General features: G+C 38.2%; 12 protein-coding genes and 1 riboswitch. Of the genes, 10 read left to right on the forward strand and 2 right to left on the reverse strand.

Features of this window, described 5'->3' with window-relative positions:
• Window positions 1–60: 60 nt before the first annotated feature.
• Together CD31_RS04210 and thiC are read left to right on the forward strand one after the other, a co-directional pair.
• Window positions 61–990, forward strand: coding sequence for an AEC family transporter (locus tag CD31_RS04210; protein ID WP_036075967.1), 930 nt, complete (start codon window positions 61–63; stop codon window positions 988–990).
• Window positions 991–1050: 60 nt separating this feature from the next.
• Window positions 1051–1165, forward strand: a riboswitch (TPP riboswitch).
• A gap of 140 nt (window positions 1166–1305) precedes the next feature.
• Complete coding sequence (thiC, locus tag CD31_RS04215; protein ID WP_036075969.1) at window positions 1306–3084, forward strand: phosphomethylpyrimidine synthase ThiC; 1779 nt, start codon at window positions 1306–1308, stop codon at window positions 3082–3084.
• A gap of 121 nt (window positions 3085–3205) precedes the next feature.
• Here the strand turns inward: thiC and CD31_RS04220 are convergent, their stop codons facing one another.
• Window positions 3206–4711 carry a catalase gene (locus CD31_RS04220; RefSeq protein WP_016993654.1) on the reverse strand — a complete coding sequence of 502 codons (1506 nt, stop codon included), beginning with the start codon at window positions 4709–4711 and terminating at the stop codon, window positions 3206–3208.
• 297 nt (window positions 4712–5008) lie between these two features.
• Window positions 5009–6463 carry a helix-turn-helix domain-containing protein gene (locus CD31_RS04225; RefSeq protein WP_036075971.1) on the reverse strand — a complete coding sequence of 485 codons (1455 nt, stop codon included), beginning with the start codon at window positions 6461–6463 and terminating at the stop codon, window positions 5009–5011.
• A 290-nt stretch (window positions 6464–6753) separates the two neighbouring features.
• Between CD31_RS04225 and hutH the strand changes: the two genes are divergently transcribed.
• The 8 genes from hutH (at window position 6754) to CD31_RS04265 (ending at window position 17101) form a co-directional block, all read left to right on the forward strand.
• A complete protein-coding gene (gene hutH, locus CD31_RS04230; protein WP_176408527.1) occupies window positions 6754–8259 on the forward strand; it encodes a histidine ammonia-lyase in 1506 nt (501 codons plus the stop codon).
• Window positions 8260–8426: 167 nt separating this feature from the next.
• Window positions 8427–10097, forward strand: coding sequence for a urocanate hydratase (gene hutU, locus CD31_RS04235; RefSeq protein WP_036075973.1), 1671 nt, complete (start codon window positions 8427–8429; stop codon window positions 10095–10097).
• Window positions 10094–11371, forward strand: coding sequence for an imidazolonepropionase (gene hutI, locus CD31_RS04240; protein WP_036075975.1), 1278 nt, complete (start codon window positions 10094–10096; stop codon window positions 11369–11371). The genes hutU and hutI overlap by 4 nt, the downstream gene beginning before the upstream one ends.
• 152 nt (window positions 11372–11523) lie before the next feature.
• Window positions 11524–12324 (forward strand): NUDIX domain-containing protein, encoded by an 801-nt coding sequence (locus tag CD31_RS04245; RefSeq protein ID WP_036075977.1) that lies wholly within the window; start codon window positions 11524–11526, stop codon window positions 12322–12324.
• 81 nt (window positions 12325–12405) lie between these two features.
• Window positions 12406–12960, forward strand: coding sequence for a cysteine hydrolase family protein (locus tag CD31_RS04250; RefSeq protein ID WP_036075978.1), 555 nt, complete (start codon window positions 12406–12408; stop codon window positions 12958–12960).
• A gap of 19 nt (window positions 12961–12979) precedes the next feature.
• Window positions 12980–14437: a nicotinate phosphoribosyltransferase gene (locus CD31_RS04255; protein ID WP_036075980.1), complete on the forward strand. Its 1458-nt coding sequence runs from the start codon at window positions 12980–12982 to the stop codon at window positions 14435–14437.
• A gap of 25 nt (window positions 14438–14462) precedes the next feature.
• Window positions 14463–15077 carry a nicotinate-nucleotide adenylyltransferase gene (gene nadD / locus CD31_RS04260; RefSeq protein ID WP_036075981.1) on the forward strand — a complete coding sequence of 205 codons (615 nt, stop codon included), beginning with the start codon at window positions 14463–14465 and terminating at the stop codon, window positions 15075–15077.
• A gap of 170 nt (window positions 15078–15247) precedes the next feature.
• A complete protein-coding gene (locus CD31_RS04265; protein ID WP_036075983.1) occupies window positions 15248–17101 on the forward strand; it encodes an SLC13 family permease in 1854 nt (617 codons plus the stop codon).
• Window positions 17102–17405: the final 304 nt, after the last annotated feature.

Genomic DNA, 17405 nt, shown 5'->3' on the forward strand with positions numbered 1-17405 from the left:
AGAGAAATTGACCTAGAAGGAATTCGGCACTACTATTAACACTGGAAGGGGGACATTGATATGATGTATCTCGGAATGATTTTCTTTCAAATTGTTGTACCTATTTTAGTGTTACTTGTAATAGGCGCTATACTACAAAAGAAATTTCGCTTTAATTTAAAAGCATTATCTCAGCTTATTACATATTGCTTTATGCCAGCAGCTGTTTTTGTAAATTTATATGAAACGCATGTAGAGTTATCTGTACTGGGAGAGGTCGGATTATTTATTGTACTCTTTATCGGTAGTCAAATGATACTCAGTCATTTTATGGCGAAAGGGCTCGGTTTAGCTAGAACAGAGGCAGCTGTCTTTAAAAATAGTGTGGTGCTTATTAACTCAGGTAATTATGGTATTCCGGTGGCTCAAATGATTTTTGCCACGCAACCTATTGGAGTAGCCATTCAGGTCATGCTCGTAATCTTTCAAAATATGACTACGTATACATATGGTTTATACAATTTAATTTCTTCTACAAAATCGGGTATGACAATCATTAAGGATTTCTTTAAAATGCCCATTATTCATGCGCTGATTATAGGTGTCGCTATGAACTATTTTGATATCGGTATACCACAATTTATCAAAATACCTGTAGAACATGTGGCAGATGGATTTATTGCTGTGGCATTAATTACATTAGGTGCGCAATTATCACAACTAGAGATGAAATCAATGTTTAATAAAACTGTCTTTATCAGTTGTTTTACGCGATTAATTATTGGACCATCAGTTGCATTAGCCATTATTTATGTATTGGGATTAGATGGAGTCGTCGCACAATCACTGTTTATAGCTAGTGCCTTTCCAACATCTCGTAATAGTTCTAGTCTAGCATTAGAATATGATGTAGAATCTGCAACAGCAGCGCAAGCAGTTTTATTTTCAACAATTGTAAGCTGTATAACTGTAACCATTGTGATATATTTTGCGGAAGTATTATTTACCTAGTAAGATAAAAAATAACTTCCATCTCTTAGTATTATCTGCTACACTAGCATCAAACTAAATAGTATTAACTAGGGGAGTCTGATGAGTCAGGCTGAGAGGGAAACGCTACGAAGTTTCTTGACCCTTTGGACCTGATCTGGCTCATACCAGCGTGGGAAAGTTAAGAAGCTATTGCAGAGTATGCAATCAATAGACCTTTACATTCGTGGCCGGATCCAAATAATTATTTTGGATTCGGCCTTTATTTTTTAGATTGTTGGGGTGAGCTAGAATCGGTCCTTATATCAAAATAAATTTAAGGGAGAGAAGTAGCTCATGTCAGCAATTAGTGAAAAGAATATGACCATTATGTCCAGCTTTGAGGGAAGCAAAAAAGTATATGTGGAGGGATCACGCCCAGATATTCTAGTACCTATGCGAGAAATTGCATTAAGTCCGACAACAGGCAGTTTTGGAAATGAAGAAAATCCTCCTATTCGAGTATATGATACGAGTGGACCCTATACAGATCCAGCCTACCAAGTAGATATTACGAAAGGTTTACCTGCCTTACGAAATACATGGATTCAAGAGCGAGGGGATGTAGAAGTATATGAGGGACGCGCCGTTAAACCAGAGGATAATGGCTTTCGTCGTGCAGATGACCCACGTAATCATGAAAATATCTTTCCTGGATTAGCAAGAAAGCCTTTACGTGCTAAAAAGGGTAAAAATGTGACACAGCTTCATTATGCACGAAATGGGATTATAACGCCTGAAATGGAGTTTGTAGCGATTCGCGAAAATGTGGAACCTGAATTTGTCCGTTCAGAAATTGCAGCGGGGCGTGCTATAATGCCTTCTAATATTAATCACCCTGAGGCAGAGCCGATGATTATTGGACGTAATTTCCATGTGAAGATCAATGCTAATATTGGGAATTCTGCTGTAACTTCTTCCATTGCGGAAGAAGTTGAGAAAATGACCTGGGCAACACGATGGGGTGCAGATAATATTATGGATTTATCGACTGGTAAACATATTCATACAACAAGAGAATGGATTATTCGAAATGCTGCAGTGCCAGTGGGAACAGTGCCAATTTATCAGGCTTTAGAAAAGGTAAATGGTGTAGCAGAGGATTTAACGTGGGAGGTTTATCGTGATACCCTCATTGAACAAGCTGAGCAGGGTGTGGATTACTTCACCATTCATGCAGGCGTCCTTTTACGCTATGTACCACTTACAGCAAATCGTGTAACAGGCATTGTATCTCGTGGGGGCTCTATCATGGCACAGTGGTGTTTATATCATCATCAAGAGAATTTCCTGTATACACACTTTGAGGAAATCTGTGAAATTATGAAAGCCTATGATGTTGCTTTTTCCTTAGGTGATGGTTTACGCCCAGGCTCAATTGCAGATGCCAATGATGAGGCACAATTTGCAGAGCTTGAAACATTAGGTGAGCTAACGCAAATTGCTTGGAAGCATGATGTTCAGGTGATGGTTGAAGGGCCGGGTCATGTACCAATGCATCTGATTAAAGAAAATATGGACAAACAATTAGAGGTTTGTAAGGAAGCGCCCTTCTATACATTGGGACCACTCACAACAGATATTGCTCCAGGTTATGACCACATTACCTCAGCCATTGGAGCAGCGATGATCGGATGGTTTGGTACAGCGATGCTTTGTTATGTGACACCGAAAGAGCATCTTGGTTTACCGAATCGTGAGGACGTTCGTGTGGGGGTTATCACTTATAAAATTGCTGCACATGCTGCTGATTTAGCAAAAGGCCATCCAGGTGCACAACAACGAGACGATGCACTGTCTAAAGCGCGCTTTGAGTTCCGTTGGCGTGATCAATTCAATTTGTCACTAGATCCCGAGCGTGCAGTGGAATATCATGATGAGACACTCCCAGCGGAGGGAGCAAAAACAGCACACTTTTGTTCTATGTGTGGGCCTAAATTCTGTAGTATGAGAATTTCACAGGATATTCGTAATTATGCTAAAGATAAGGATTTAAATACGACTGAAGCGATCCATCAAGGTATGAAGGAAAAGGCTGAGGAGTTTAAAAAAGCAGGCAGCCAAATTTACCAATAATGAAAGAAAAGGCTTATGTCAAAATATAGACATAGGCCTTTTCTTTATCAAAAAACTCCATGTGAATAGTGGATTCACATGGAGTATAAGTTGGATTTGGATATCAATAATTAAGTGGATATTAAACGTTTGTTGGTTGTTTTACATATGGGTTTGTAAGGTCCATACCTTCTAATGAAAGACCCATCGCTTTTGCTACACCTTCACCATATGCTGGGTCGGCTAGATAGCAGTGAAGGATGTGACGGCGTTTGATAAATTCTTCAACAGAAGCCATATCATTCGCTGTATTTTCAAATAAGCGTTGTTGCTCTTCCGCAGTCAATAGACGGAATAGTTTACCTGGTTGCTCAAAGTAATTATTATCGTCTTCACGGAAATCATGAATACCTGCATGACCATCAATGCGTAATTCAGGCTCTTTATGATCTAAATTATGCTCCCACTCGCCATAGCTATTTGGTTCATAGCTTAATGTCGAACCAAGATTGCCATCAAAGCGCATTGCTCCATCGCGGTGGAAAGTACGGAATGGACATTTTGGTGCGTTGACAGGAAGCATATAGTGGTTTACACCAAGACGATAGCGTTGTGCATCCGCATATGCAAAGATACGACCTTGTAGCATTTTATCTGGTGAGAAGCTGATGCCAGGAACAATGTTAGATGGTGCAAATGCAGCTTGTTCAACTTCTGCAAAGTAGTTGTCCGGGTTTTTGTTTAACTCGAACTCACCTACAGGAATTAATGGGAAGTCTTTTTTATACCATACCTTTGTTAAATCAAATGGGTTGTATGGTAGCTCACGCGCTTGCTCCTCTGTCATTACCTGAATGTACATTTTCCATTTAGGGAAATCGCCTTTTTCAATGGCTTCATATAAATCACGTTGTGAAGATTCACGGTCTTGACCAATAATCTCATTAGCCTCAGCACCAGTTAGGTTCTTAATGCCTTGCTCTGTACGGAAGTGGAATTTAACCCACACACGCTCATTATTAGCATTGATAAAGCTATACGTATGAGAACCAAATCCGTGCATATTGCGGTAACCAGCTGGAATACCACGGTCAGACATAACAATTGTCACTTGATGAAGTGCTTCAGGTAATGAAGTCCAGAAATCCCAGTTAGAGTTGGCATTTTTCATATTTGTACGTGGGTCACGTTTTACCACGTGGTTTAAATCTGTAAAGTGTAATGGGTCGCGGAAGAAGAATACAGGTGTATTGTTCCCTACTAAATCCCAGTTTCCATCTTCTGTATAGAATTTAAGGGCAAAGCCACGAATATCTCGCTCTGCATCTGCTGCACCACGCTCACCAGCTACTGTAGAGAAACGTGCGAACATTTCAGTTTTCTTGCCGATCTCTGAGAAGATTTTCGCTTTTGTATATTGTGAAATATCATGCGTTACAGTAAAAGTACCAAATGCACCAGAGCCTTTTGCGTGCATACGACGTTCTGGAATTACTTCACGATTGAAATTTGCTAATTTTTCAACTAACCATACATCTTGAAGTAAAAGAGGGCCACGTGGACCTGCTGACATAGAGTCATGGTTACTTACTACTGGAGCACCACCTGCTGTTGTAAATCGACGGCTACGATCATTTGCGTTTGTCATATTAGTTTACCTCCTGAAAAAAATGTGAGTCAAACTCTTCGTCTATAACTATAACAAATATAAAATAGAATTGCTAGTACATTATAATAATTATCGTTAAAGAATTTTTATATTTAAGTACAAACTATAAATATATGCGCTAGACATGCGAATTATACATAGTTTTTAGCTTTAATTTATTTTATTTAATCTCAATTTTATAGATAATTGTCACATTAAGATCAAGATAATGACAGTATGATAAAAATCTTTATTGAAAATAAAATGAACTAATTGAAAATTATTTTAATCAATCTTTTAATTTTTTCTATATCGGTTAGGCGTAATACCAATTTGTTGCTTAAATAATTTTATGAAATAATTTGGGTCATCAAAACCGTTTAAATGAGCGATTTCACTAATAGCAAAATCTGTTTCTAGCAGCATTTTTGTGGCGTGATGAATTCTTACTTGCTGTAAATAGCGCTTAAATGGCAAGCCTTGTTTTTTTGAGAAAATCGTACTTAAATAATTGGGGCTTATTCCAAGCTTATGAGCGACAAAGGGAAGAGACAGTGCGCTATCTTTAAATTGTTGATCAATTACTTCTATAGCTAGTTCAACATAGTCAGCTCGTTTCTCTATTCGAGCTTCCCTTGCTAACTCAATTAATGTCTGCGTGAAAGAAATAATCCCATTGAGAATCGTATAAAATATAGGATGCTCAATAATTAAGTGAAATAGCTGACGGTAGTTTTGTTCGATAACCGCTTTTTCATGTAATTTATATTTCAGCATAAAGCGTCTAATTTGTGCTAAGACACTCGTCAGATGAATGCGTAAATCATCTTGCTCATAATATATGCCTTCATTAGAAAGCCGATATAAAAATGTTTTAACGGCCTCTAGGTTTCCATCTTCCAAACTACTTATTAGTAATTGTTGTTCTTCTGGTGTTAGTAAGGGGTCAAAGGGCTGAGTCTCATATTGTTTGCTCGCATAAAAAATATGGCCAAAGCCTTCGTAAAAACTTTGATGTAGTGCACGCTTTGTTAATGTATACATATTTTTAATGGTTGTAGGTGTCCCATCATATATCCCAATATTTAAAGAACTATTACTAATCACACGCCATTCCTTCATAAGTGTACGTACATCTTTTTCTACAATCCTTATATCATTTGTTTGAAAAAGACATACGATGCTATTAGATAGAGGATATGTTTTCATATGGAAGTGAATCGGTGTTTGTTGAAGCCAATTGTAAAGCTTATTGAAGGTTTCTGTATGCTCGGGTTCAATCATTGTGAAATGTATCGTTGTCTCAATTGAACTAGATTTATTATCTAAAAATAATTGATTATAAAAGGAATCATTTGTAGCCTCCTGCGCATCTTCTGTAACCTGTGGTGTGCGAAGAGAAATGGCTGTGAGTTTTTTCTTTAATAGCTCTAAATCAATAGGCTTCACAAAAAGATGTGCTACCTGTAAATCAATAGCCTTCAGTGCATTTTTAAATAATGGTTCTGTTGTCATTGCTAAAATGGCGCCGGAAAGCTTTTGTAAATCGCGATGAAGAGCAGCTAAGCGATTATTGGGAAATAAATCGATATTTAACAGTATGGCGTCTGGTTCAAATTGTCGAATGCTTTGAGACACCTCTGAAATACTTGTACACATTTCAATAAAAACATCCCCTGGGAAATATGTATGTAAAAACCATTTTATTCCTGCTAGGTCGGTTGGATCGCGATCAATTAATAACAGCCTCATACCATCAGCCTTTCTTAAAATATTCTAGTTTCATATAAAAGTACGATTATATTAATAAAAATAACATAGTAATCTGAAAAAAGTCTTGTTTTCTCTATTAAAATTCTCTATATTCTGAAAAAGGTAGTTAGTACAATGTAAATAGAGTAATTGATCATCAGCAGAAGCCAACGTTTGTTATGAAAACGCTTAATAAGTTTGATACTGATGTTTTTATATTACGAAAATTTGAATGAAGAGAATTTATTTACATAGCCATATAGGGAATAGGGGGATGTCATGTGAAGTCAATCATCGAGCTTGATGGCAATACATTAACAAGACAACAAATTGAGGAAATCGTGAAGGGGCAAGCAACAGTTGCACTTGCTACAGAGAGTTTAGAACGTATTCGTTTAAGTAGAGAGCGTATCGAAAAGCGTTTAGCTGAAGGACAAACAATTTATGGTGTGAATACAGGGTTTGGTAAACTCAGCAATATAAAAATTGAAGAAGAAGACATTGAGCTATTGCAGTTAAATTTATTACGGTCAGATGCAACAGGTGTTGGTGAACCATTCCCAACAGATGTTGTACGTGCAATGATGGTGTTACGTGCCAATGCTTTAGCCAGAGGATTTTCTGGCATTCGTGAGGAAACTGTCCAACTACTATTGAATTTTATTAATAAAGGTGTTCACCCAATTGTTCCGTCACAAGGTTCGGTTGGAGCAAGTGGTGATTTAGCGCCTTTATCACATTTGGCATTAGTGTTAGTGGGAGAAGGAAAGGCTGAGTTTAACGGAGAAATCATGAGTGGTAGTGAGGCGCTAAAGCAAGCTGGATTAACCCCTGTTAGACTTCAAGCTAAAGAGGGGCTAGCATTAGTTAACGGTACACAAGCTATGACGGGTATAGGTGTATTAACGGTCAATGAAGCTGAACGAATTGGTCTTGCAGCGGATATGGCTGCTAGCTTAACACTGGAAGCTTTAAAGGGTATTACCTCAGCATTTGATCCAGCACTTTTAGCAGTAAGACCACATCCAGAGTTAGAACTTGTGGGAGGGCGTATTCGTAAGTGGCTCGATGGTAGTAAACGTGTGACAAAGCAGGGTGAAATTCGCATGCAGGATGCTTATTCATTACGTTGTATACCGCAAGTACATGGAGCTTCTTGGCAGTCATTTTTCTATGCACAGGATCGTGTTCAAACTGAAATGAATGCAACAACTGATAATCCAATCGTTTTAGAAAGCGGGGAGGTATTATCGGGTGGGCATTTCCATGGACAGCCAATAGCCTTAGCAATGGACTTTTTGAAAATAGGTGTATGTGAATGGGCCAATATTTCAGAACGCCGTACAGAGCGTATGGTAAACCCTCAACTTAATGAAGGGCTACCACCATTCCTAGCAACAAACCCTGGGATTGAATGTGGACTTATGATTGCTCAATATACAGCAGCCTCTATTGTCTCAGAAAATAAAGTTTTAGCACATCCTTCTAGTGTGGATTCTATTCCTACATCAGGTAACCAAGAGGATCATGTAAGTATGGGAACAACTTCGGCACGTCAAGTACGTCAAATTGTTCACAACGCTGCTCGCGTTCTAGCAATCGAATTAATTTGTGCATCACAGGCCATTCATTTAGACAAGGCAGAAGAGCAATTGTCTCCTACTACAAGTAAATTCTTAAAGAAAGTGCGTGAATTTTGTCCACCATTACTAGCCGATCAACCAATTGGCGATGAAATTGAAGCATTGGCGAAATATTTACTATCAAGTAATGATTTAGTAAATGAGTATGTGTAAAATGGATTGAATTTTGATATGAAAAAGCAAAGGCATGGCTCGGTTATCCACCGAGTAGCCTCTGCTTTGAAAATATTTATATATATTGCAGTCTGAATATTCAGTTATTTATGGTCGCAGACAGCAACACTCACATTACTTTTAATAGGAAAAGGAGCGTGTTTTTAATGGTATTTAAGACAGATATTCGTGCACCACGTGGAAATGAACTAACATGTAAGGGATGGACACAGGAAGCAGCAATGCGTATGTTAATGAACAATCTTGACCCAGAGGTGGCGGAGAATCCAGATGAACTGATTGTTTATGGGGGTATTGGCAAGGCTGCTCGTAACTGGGAAAGCTATGAACAAATCATTGCATCTTTGAAAGAATTAGAGAATGATGAGACTCTTTTAATCCAATCTGGAAAGCCAGTAGCCGTATTCCGTACACATGAGCATTCCCCTCGAGTGCTGATTGCCAATTCAAACCTTGTACCAGCATGGGCAAATTGGGATCACTTTTATGAATTAGAAGAAAGAGATTTAATGATGTATGGTCAAATGACTGCTGGGAGCTGGATTTATATTGGTGCTCAAGGTATTTTACAAGGCACTTATCTGTCCTTTGTAGAAGCAGGCAAAAAGGTATTTGGCACTGCTGATTTACGTGGTAAATTCATCCTTACAGGTGGTATGGGCGGAATGAGTGGTGCACAGCCATTAGCAGGGAAAATGGCAGGTGCTGTAATCTTAGTTGTTGAAGTGGATCGTGCTCGCATTGAACGTAAAATCAAAGAAGGCTACTGTGATTATATTGTAGAAACTGTAGATGAAGCGATTGCATTAGTTAATAAATTACGTGACCAAAATGAGCCAGCATCCATTGGTCTTGTTGGTAACTGTGCTGATGTTAATCGTGAGCTGTTGAATCGTGGAATTATTCCAGATTTTGTGACAGACCAAACATCTGCACATGATCCGATTAATGGCTATGTACCAAATGGCATGACCTTTGAAGAAGCGCTAAAACTTCGCAAAGAGGATGTAAAAACATATGAGCGTAAAGCAAAAGAAACAATGGCAGAGCATGTTCGTACAATGCTAGAGTTCCAAGAGGCAGGCGCAGAAGTATTTGATTATGGGAATAACATTCGCGCCTATGCCAAAGAAATGGGTGTGACAAATGCCTTTGATTTCCCAGGCTTTGTACCAGCGTATATTCGTCCGTTATTCTGTGAAGGAAAGGGCCCATTCCGTTGGGCAGCGCTTTCAGGAAATCCTGAGGACATTTATAAAACAGATGCACTGGCGAAAGAGATGTTCGCTGAAGATGAGGGTCTTGTCAATTGGATTGATATGGCACAAAAAATGGTGAAATGGCAAGGGTTACCTGCACGCATTTGCTGGTTAGGCTATGGTGATCGTCATCGTTTTGCATTAAAGGTAAATGAAATGGTTGCAAATGGTGAATTATCAGCACCGATTGTCTTTGGTCGTGATCACTTAGATTCAGGTTCTGTAGCATCACCAAATCGTGAAACAGAAGGGATGCTAGATGGTTCGGATGCGGTATCGGATTGGCCGATTTTAAATGCTCTTGTTAATACTGCTAGTGGTGCAAGCTGGGTAAGCGTACACCATGGTGGTGGTGTAGGAATGGGTTATTCACAGCATGCAGGTCAAGTCTTAGTAGCAGATGGATCAGAGCTTGCTGCTGAAAAAATTGCACGTGTATTAGTTTCAGACCCTGGAATGGGTGTTGCTCGTCATGCTGATGCAGGCTACGATATTGCTATCAATACAGCAAAAAACAAAGGTGTCCATATACCAATGTTAAAGGGTGATGCGAAGTGACCATTCTAATAAAAAATGCAAATGAAGTAATTACCTTGAAAAGTAATGCACAAGGACCACGTACAAAAGAACAAATGCAGGAAATTGCAGTAATAGAAAATGGCAGTGTTCTAATTGAGGAAGAGCGTATTGTAGCAGTAGGAGCTTATGAGCAACTAAAAGCCGACTTCCCAGAAATAATTAAGAAAGCAGAAACGATTGATGCTACTGGTAAGATTGTTATGCCTGGCTTAGTGGATTGTCATACACATTTAGTGCATGGTGGAACACGCGAGCATGAGTTTAATATGAGACTAAATGGTTCTACCTATATGGAAATTATGAATGCAGGCGGCGGCATTCATGCTACAACAAAGCGTACACGAGAAACAAGCTTTGATGAATTATATGAAAAGACGATGCAGCATTTAGATGTATTTTTAAAGCATGGCATAACAACAGTTGAAGCAAAATCAGGCTATGGCTTGGACTGGGAAACGGAAAAGAAACAGCTAGAAGTCGCAAAAGAATTACAAGCTGCACATCATATTGATGTCATCAGCACGTTTATGGGAGCCCATGCAGTTCCTCATGATTATAAGGGGCGTGAGGATGAATTTGTGGATGTTGTGGTCCAAGAGATGCTGCCAAAAGTAGCGGAACTAGAGTTGGCTGAATTTAATGACGTATTTTGTGAAAAAGGCGTCTTTACACCCGAACAATCCCGACGCATTTTAGAGGCTGGAAAAGCACTTGGCTTAACACCGAAAATACATGCGGATGAAATCGAGCCGTATCAAGGCGCCGAGCTTGCTGCCGAAGTAGGGGCCATTTCGGCAGAGCATTTGTTAGTTGCTTCTGATGAGGGGATTCGAAAAATGGCTGAAGCGGGTACGATTGCTGTATTGCTGCCAGGTACCGCATTCTTTTTACGTGCACCTTACGCAAGAGGGCGGCTTATGATTGACGAGGGAGTACCTGTAGCGATATCAACAGACTTTAATCCTGGATCATCCCCGACAATGAGTCTACCTTTTATTATGAATTTAGCTTGTATGCATATGGGTATGACATTGGAGGAAGTGTTAACGGCAACAACAATTAATGCGGCATATGCACTGAATCGAGGAGAGCAAGTTGGTTCCCTTGAAGCACATAAAAAAGCGGATGTACTGATCCTTGATGTAGAGAACTACAAGCAGCTGCAATACTTCTACGGTATGAACCATACACATACAGTAATCAAAAATGGGCAAGTTGTTGTACAAAACGGAATTCTGCTGAAAGATCAATAATAAGAATGGGCATAAATAAGGCAGAGTTGCTTTATTTATGCTTTTTTTATAAATCAGTTGCAAAAGCTTTGAAGAAAGATTATAATTTTAATAAATAGTAATTAGTGAATTACAAATTACTAGAACCTTGGAATTATAGAAGGGGTTATACAATGACAAAATTCCGTACTGAAGAAGAAGTGCTTGCACATTATGATTCTTCAAAATATCAAACACCTGATGGATATACCGCAGATATTGCCATTTTTACAATTACCTCAGAGAAAACAGAGGATAAGGCACCGCCAAACATGACGCTAAAGATTATGTTGATTAAGCGTGCTATTAAGGATGCTGAAGGTAATCCCAATATTGAAGGAGGGAAATGGGCACTTCCAGGAGGCTTTGTAGATGCCAATCAAAAAGAAACGGCCTTCATGGCAGCAAAGAGAGAATTAAAAGAAGAGACAAATGTAGAAGGTTTACATGTTCAACATTTTGGTGTTTATGATGAGATCGATCGAGATCCACGTGGTTGGATGATTTCGAATGCATTTTATGCCATTGTTCCTGAGACATATATTGAGCAACGTCAAGCGAATGATGATGCAGACGATGTAGAACTGTTTGATATAGAAAGTGTATTTACGCTTCCATTAGCTTTCGATCACCGAAAAATCATTTCCGATGCGTTGCATTTTATTAAAAGGGATATGATACAGACAACTGTTGCTAAAAACTTTTTACCACAAGAGTTTACATTGTCAGAGTTGCAACGAGTACTTCTAACAGTTGGAGAAGATCCACGAATCTCTAATGATTCTGTATTCTTTACAAAAGCACCGAAATTACCCTTTATCGAAAAAGCATTGGATGAAGAAGGTAAACCAAAGAAAACGAAACGAAATTCATTTAGGCCTTCACAACTTTATACATTCAATGATTTTGAAATCGTGGAGTCCATTTATCATTAGGAAAGAGCTTTCTTTCCTGATTATTTTAAAGAATGTAATTTGTAATTTAAAAATTACTAATTAAAAAATAGGAGTGATGAAATGATGAAAAAGCGTGCATTAATTAATATTGATTATACAGTGGATTTTGTTGCGACGGATGGGGCTCTTACTTGTGGAGAACCTGGGCAGCTGCTCGAACATGCAAATGTTGATTTAACAAAGGAGTTTATTAAGAGTGGTGATTTTACTGTATTTGCGGTAGATGTTCATGAAAAGGGAGATGTTTATCATCCAGAAACTAAGCTATTCCCACCTCATAATATTCGTCATACAGAAGGTAGAGAGTTATATGGTGCATTAAACTCATTATATGAAGAAAATAAAGACCAAGATCACGTCTATTACATTGATAAAACGCGTTATTCTGCTTTTGCAGGAACAGATTTAGAATTGAAATTGCGTGAAAGAGGAATTACTGAGCTACATTTAATCGGCGTTTGTACAGATATCTGTGTTCTTCATACAGCAGTAGATGCTTATAATAAAGGGTTCGATATCGTCATTCATAAAAATGCTGTCGCATCCTTTAATCAAGCTGGACATGAGTGGGCATTAAATCATTTCGAGCATACTCTAGGTGCCACTATTATTTGACATGAATGGAGGAGGAAATATGAAATATGTAGATGATAGTTTCATGTTACACACAGACCTATACCAAATTAATATGGTTCAAACGTATTGGCAAGATGGTGTTCATCAACGTAAAGCTGTTTTCGAACTATATTTTAGAAAGCTTCCATTTGGCAATGGCTATGGAGTTTTCGCTGGATTGAAAAAAGTGATTGAGTTTATTAATAACTTTGGTTTCTCTCAAAGTGATATTCAATATTTACGAGAAGAGGGGAAGTATCCTGAGGAATTTCTTGAATACCTAAAAGAACTTAAATTTACAGGGACAATTAAAGGGATGAGAGAGGGAGAACTTGTCTTTGCTAACGAGCCTATCCTGCGAATTGAGGCACCATTAGCCGAAGCCCAATTAATTGAAACGCCGTTGTTAAATATCGTTAATTACCAAACCCTGATTGCGACAAAAGCTTCACGTATCAAGCAAGTGACGGGTGAGGATGTTGTAATGGAATTTGGAACCCGCCGTGCACATGAATTTGATGCTGCTATTTGGGGAACGCGTGCTGCTTATATAGGTGGATTCTCTGCAACAAGCAATGTAAGAGCAGGAAAATTATTCGGTATTCCTGTGTCAGGAACACATGCCCATGCGATGATTCAAACCTATCGAGATGAATATACTGCGTTTAAAAAATACGCAGCAGCACATAAAGACTGTGTTTTTCTAGTAGATACTTATGACACACTACGTTCTGGTGTTCCTAATGCTATCCGCGTAGCGAAGGAGCTAGGGAATCACATTAATTTTATTGGTATCCGTTTAGACAGTGGAGATTTAGCCTATCTCTCAAAACAAGCAAGGAAAATGCTAGATGAAGCAGGATTTACAGCAGCTAAAATAATGGCTTCGAATGACTTGGATGAATATACAATCATGCATTTAAAGTCGCAAGGAGCGCAAATTGATGCTTGGGGAATCGGAACTAAGCTGATTACAGCCTATGATCAAGCAGCTCTTGGTGGAGTATATAAATTAGTTGCGATAGAAAACGAAAGTGGAGAACTGGTTGATACCATTAAAATTTCAGCAAATCCTGAGAAAGTGACTACACCTGGACGTAAACGCGTTTACCGTATTATTAATGCAGAGAATGGTCATGCTGAAGGAGATTATATTGCGTTAGATAATGAAAACATACAGCAAGAAGAAAGATTGAAAATGTTCCACCCTATTCATACGTATATTAGTAAATTTGTTACAAATTTTACGGCAAAAGAGTTACATGAAAGTATCGTAGAAAACGGAAATATTGTTTATAAGGAGCCAACTATTCAAGAAACACAAAAATATGTAAAGGAAAACTTACATTTATTGTGGTGCGAATATAAGCGAACAATGAATCCTGAAGAATATCCAGTCGATTTAAGTCAAGCATGTTGGGACAATAAAATGGCATGCATACAGGCGATAAAAGAAAAGGTCTCACAACGTATTTAAAAGAAAATTGTAGGAGGTAGAGACGATGGCGAGAATAGGCATTTATGGTTCATCATTTGATCCTATTACCAATGTCCATCTGTGGACAGCAAGCACTGTCGCACATCGGTGTAAGTTAGATAAGGTTATTTTTTTGCCTTGTTCAAATAAACGCAAAGATAAAACCATCAAAACAGCTGATACACATCGTTGGAATATGCTTCAGTTAGCCATTGCTAAGGACGATCGTTTTATTGCAGATTCCTATGAGATGGATCAAGAAGGCTGGAATATTTACACATATGACACCATGAAATACTTTCGAGAGAAGAACCCAGAGGATGAGATACATTTTATTATGGGTGCTGATTTATTAGTGGATATTGGTGCAGGGTTATGGAAAAAGGGTGACGCATTAGTAGCGGAGAATAAATTTATTGTAATGGCACGACATGGCATCGATATGCTATCAACCATTAGTCGTTCCCCCATTTTAAGAAATAATGATGATGGAAGATTTCACCTTATCGATAAAGGGCTAGCGATGGAAATTAGCTCTACCTATATTCGAGAAGAATTTGCAATGGGGGGAGAACCAAGATACCTCTTGCCTACTGCTTGTTACAACTATATTAAAGAACATCATCTTTATCAAAAATAAAATAGTGGAGCTACAATTATAAGTGTGGATGACTACCACACTTATTTTAATTTTGAAAAGATGGTGAATTTTATCATATAGGGCTCAGCGTAAGCTATAATAAAAATAGCAATGGTATACAATTTTTTTGCTGTCAATAATTAATAATGATTAATGTTAGAAAGGAATTCATGAATGTGCAGCTTACATTAACATTTCTTATTTTAGGAGCAACAATTTTCGCATTTGTGACCAATAAAATACGAGCAGATCTTGTAGCAATTGTGTCACTTTTAGCATTTGTCATTATGGACATTTTAACGCCCGTGGAGGCATTAGCTGGTTTTTCAAACTCTGTAGTTTTAATGATTGCAGGGTTATTTGTCGTGGGTGCAGGGATTTTACGAACTGGCCTAGCAGGCATGGCGGGGCAACTCTTACTAAAATGGTCAGGCAATAGTGAGCTCAAGTTATTTGTGCTACTTCTTATTATTGTAGGATCGGTCGGTGCATTTATGAGTAATACAGGTACTGTCGCCTTAATGATGCCAATCGTTGTAAGTATAGCGATTAGTATGAAAGTAAGTCCTTCTAAATTTCTACTACCGCTCTCCTATGTGGCAAGTCTTTCAGGTTTGATGACACTGATTGCGTCACCAACCAATTTAATTGTCAGTCAGTTATTAGTTGATCGAGGCTATAATAAACTTGGCTTTTTTGAAGTGACTCCTATTGGCATCGTGGGGATGATTGCTGGCATTACTTATTTAGTACTTGTAAGAAATATTTTATTACCAAATGATCAAAACCGCACACAAAGCAATGAAGGCTATAAACTTTCGCCCAAAAAAATTATTAAACAATATGATTTAAATAATCGTCTATTTAAAATCTCTGTTCCTGAGGAGTCGCCTATTATTGAAACATCGTTAGCGGAATTAAAACTACCAGCTAAGTATATGCTCTGTATGATGAAAATTCACCGTAAATCTCAGGAGGGTATTAATTTATTACCGATGACTTATCAAGAAATGGCAGGACCAACTAGTGTCATTCATGCCAAGGATGAGTTATATGTTCAAGGAGAAATAGAGGATATTCATCGTTTTGTTGAGGATTATCATCTTGAGATGCAAGGATTAGTTGAAGGGGAAGCCGATGAATTAGTATCGAAGCATCTGGGTATTGCTGAGGTATTGCTTACCCCTAATTCGAGCTTTATCAATGAAACGGTTAGCTCCCTCGGTTTCAGAGAAAAATACAATCTAAATATCATTGGTATTAATCGCAAGGGTGGTTATAAACTTCAGGATATGGTATCTCACAAATTAAAATTTGGAGACGCAATATTAGTACAGGGAGCATGGGATGAAATTCTTTTGTTAGCAAGAGAAACACAGGATGTCGTGGTTGTCGGCCAGCCGAAAGAACACGCAAGTGTGGCAGCGGCTACAGGCAAAGCTGGAATTGCGGGGATTATTATGTTATTCATGATTATTTTGATGGCATTTGAAATTTTTCCTGCTGTAATCTCTGTGATGATTGGTGCCGTACTGATGATTTTAACAGGTTGCTTGAGAAACATGGAAGATGCCTATAGCAATATGAATTTTGAAAGTATTGTGTTAGTGGCTGCTATGTTACCAATGGCGACAGCGTTAGAAAAAACAGGAGGCATGACCATTTTATCTGATGGTATTATTAATGCTTTAGGTGGTTTCGGACCATATGGTGTACTCATAGGGATTTACATTTTGACAGCCATTTTTGGTCAATTCATTAGTAATACGGCAACTGCTGTATTGTTTGCCCCCATTGCCATGAGTGCTGCCATTGCCATTGAGGTTAGTCCCACAACATTTATGATTGCAGTCGCAGTCGCAGCAAGTATGGCGTTTGCTACGCCAATTGCTTCCCCCACGAATGCACTGGTAATGACGGCAGGGGGCTATAAATTTATGGATTTTGTAAGAATAGGGATACCGTTACAAATTATTATGTTTATTGTGATGATGATAGCCATCCCGTTCTTTTTCCCATTTTAAAAACTCGGTTTCTCTACCGAGTTTTTTTGTTTTTTTAAAGATCTATTATTTTTTTGTAGGAAATTATGATAAAATTATTTTCTAGTTCATGGTCTAACATTGAACTAGCTTGTGATTAGTTTTTATAGTTATTAATATAGGAAGTTTTCCGTTGATAATAAAAAAAATAAAGTTTTTTATTAAAAAGTGTTGACCTTTTAAAAATAAGGGTGTAGTATTATACAAGTCGCCAGGGTGACACGCTAAAACAAAGCAAAACATGAACCTTGAAAACTGAACAAGCAAAACGTAATCAATAAAGTTT

It is taken from the genome of Lysinibacillus boronitolerans JCM 21713 = 10a = NBRC 103108 (assembly GCF_000772935.1).
Classification (GTDB): domain Bacteria; phylum Bacillota; class Bacilli; order Bacillales_A; family Planococcaceae; genus Lysinibacillus; species Lysinibacillus boronitolerans.

Bases quoted from the DNA above. Each gene is read 5' to 3' on its own strand.
- nadD (WP_036075981.1), top strand. From the start codon at position 14,463: ATGGCGAGAATAGGCATTTATGGTTCATCATTTGATCCTATTACCAAT.
- CD31_RS04250 (WP_036075978.1), top strand. From the start codon at position 12,406: ATGATGAAAAAGCGTGCATTAATTAATATTGATTATACAGTGGATTTT.
- CD31_RS04210 (WP_036075967.1), top strand. From the start codon at position 61: ATGATGTATCTCGGAATGATTTTCTTTCAAATTGTTGTACCTATTTTA.
- CD31_RS04265 (WP_036075983.1), top strand. From the start codon at position 15,248: ATGAATGTGCAGCTTACATTAACATTTCTTATTTTAGGAGCAACAATT.
- hutU (WP_036075973.1), top strand. From the start codon at position 8,427: ATGGTATTTAAGACAGATATTCGTGCACCACGTGGAAATGAACTAACA.
- CD31_RS04220 (WP_016993654.1), bottom strand. From the start codon at position 4,711: ATGACAAACGCAAATGATCGTAGCCGTCGATTTACAACAGCAGGTGGT.
- thiC (WP_036075969.1), top strand. From the start codon at position 1,306: ATGTCAGCAATTAGTGAAAAGAATATGACCATTATGTCCAGCTTTGAG.
- CD31_RS04255 (WP_036075980.1), top strand. From the start codon at position 12,980: ATGAAATATGTAGATGATAGTTTCATGTTACACACAGACCTATACCAA.
- CD31_RS04225 (WP_036075971.1), bottom strand. From the start codon at position 6,463: ATGAGGCTGTTATTAATTGATCGCGATCCAACCGACCTAGCAGGAATA.
- CD31_RS04245 (WP_036075977.1), top strand. From the start codon at position 11,524: ATGACAAAATTCCGTACTGAAGAAGAAGTGCTTGCACATTATGATTCT.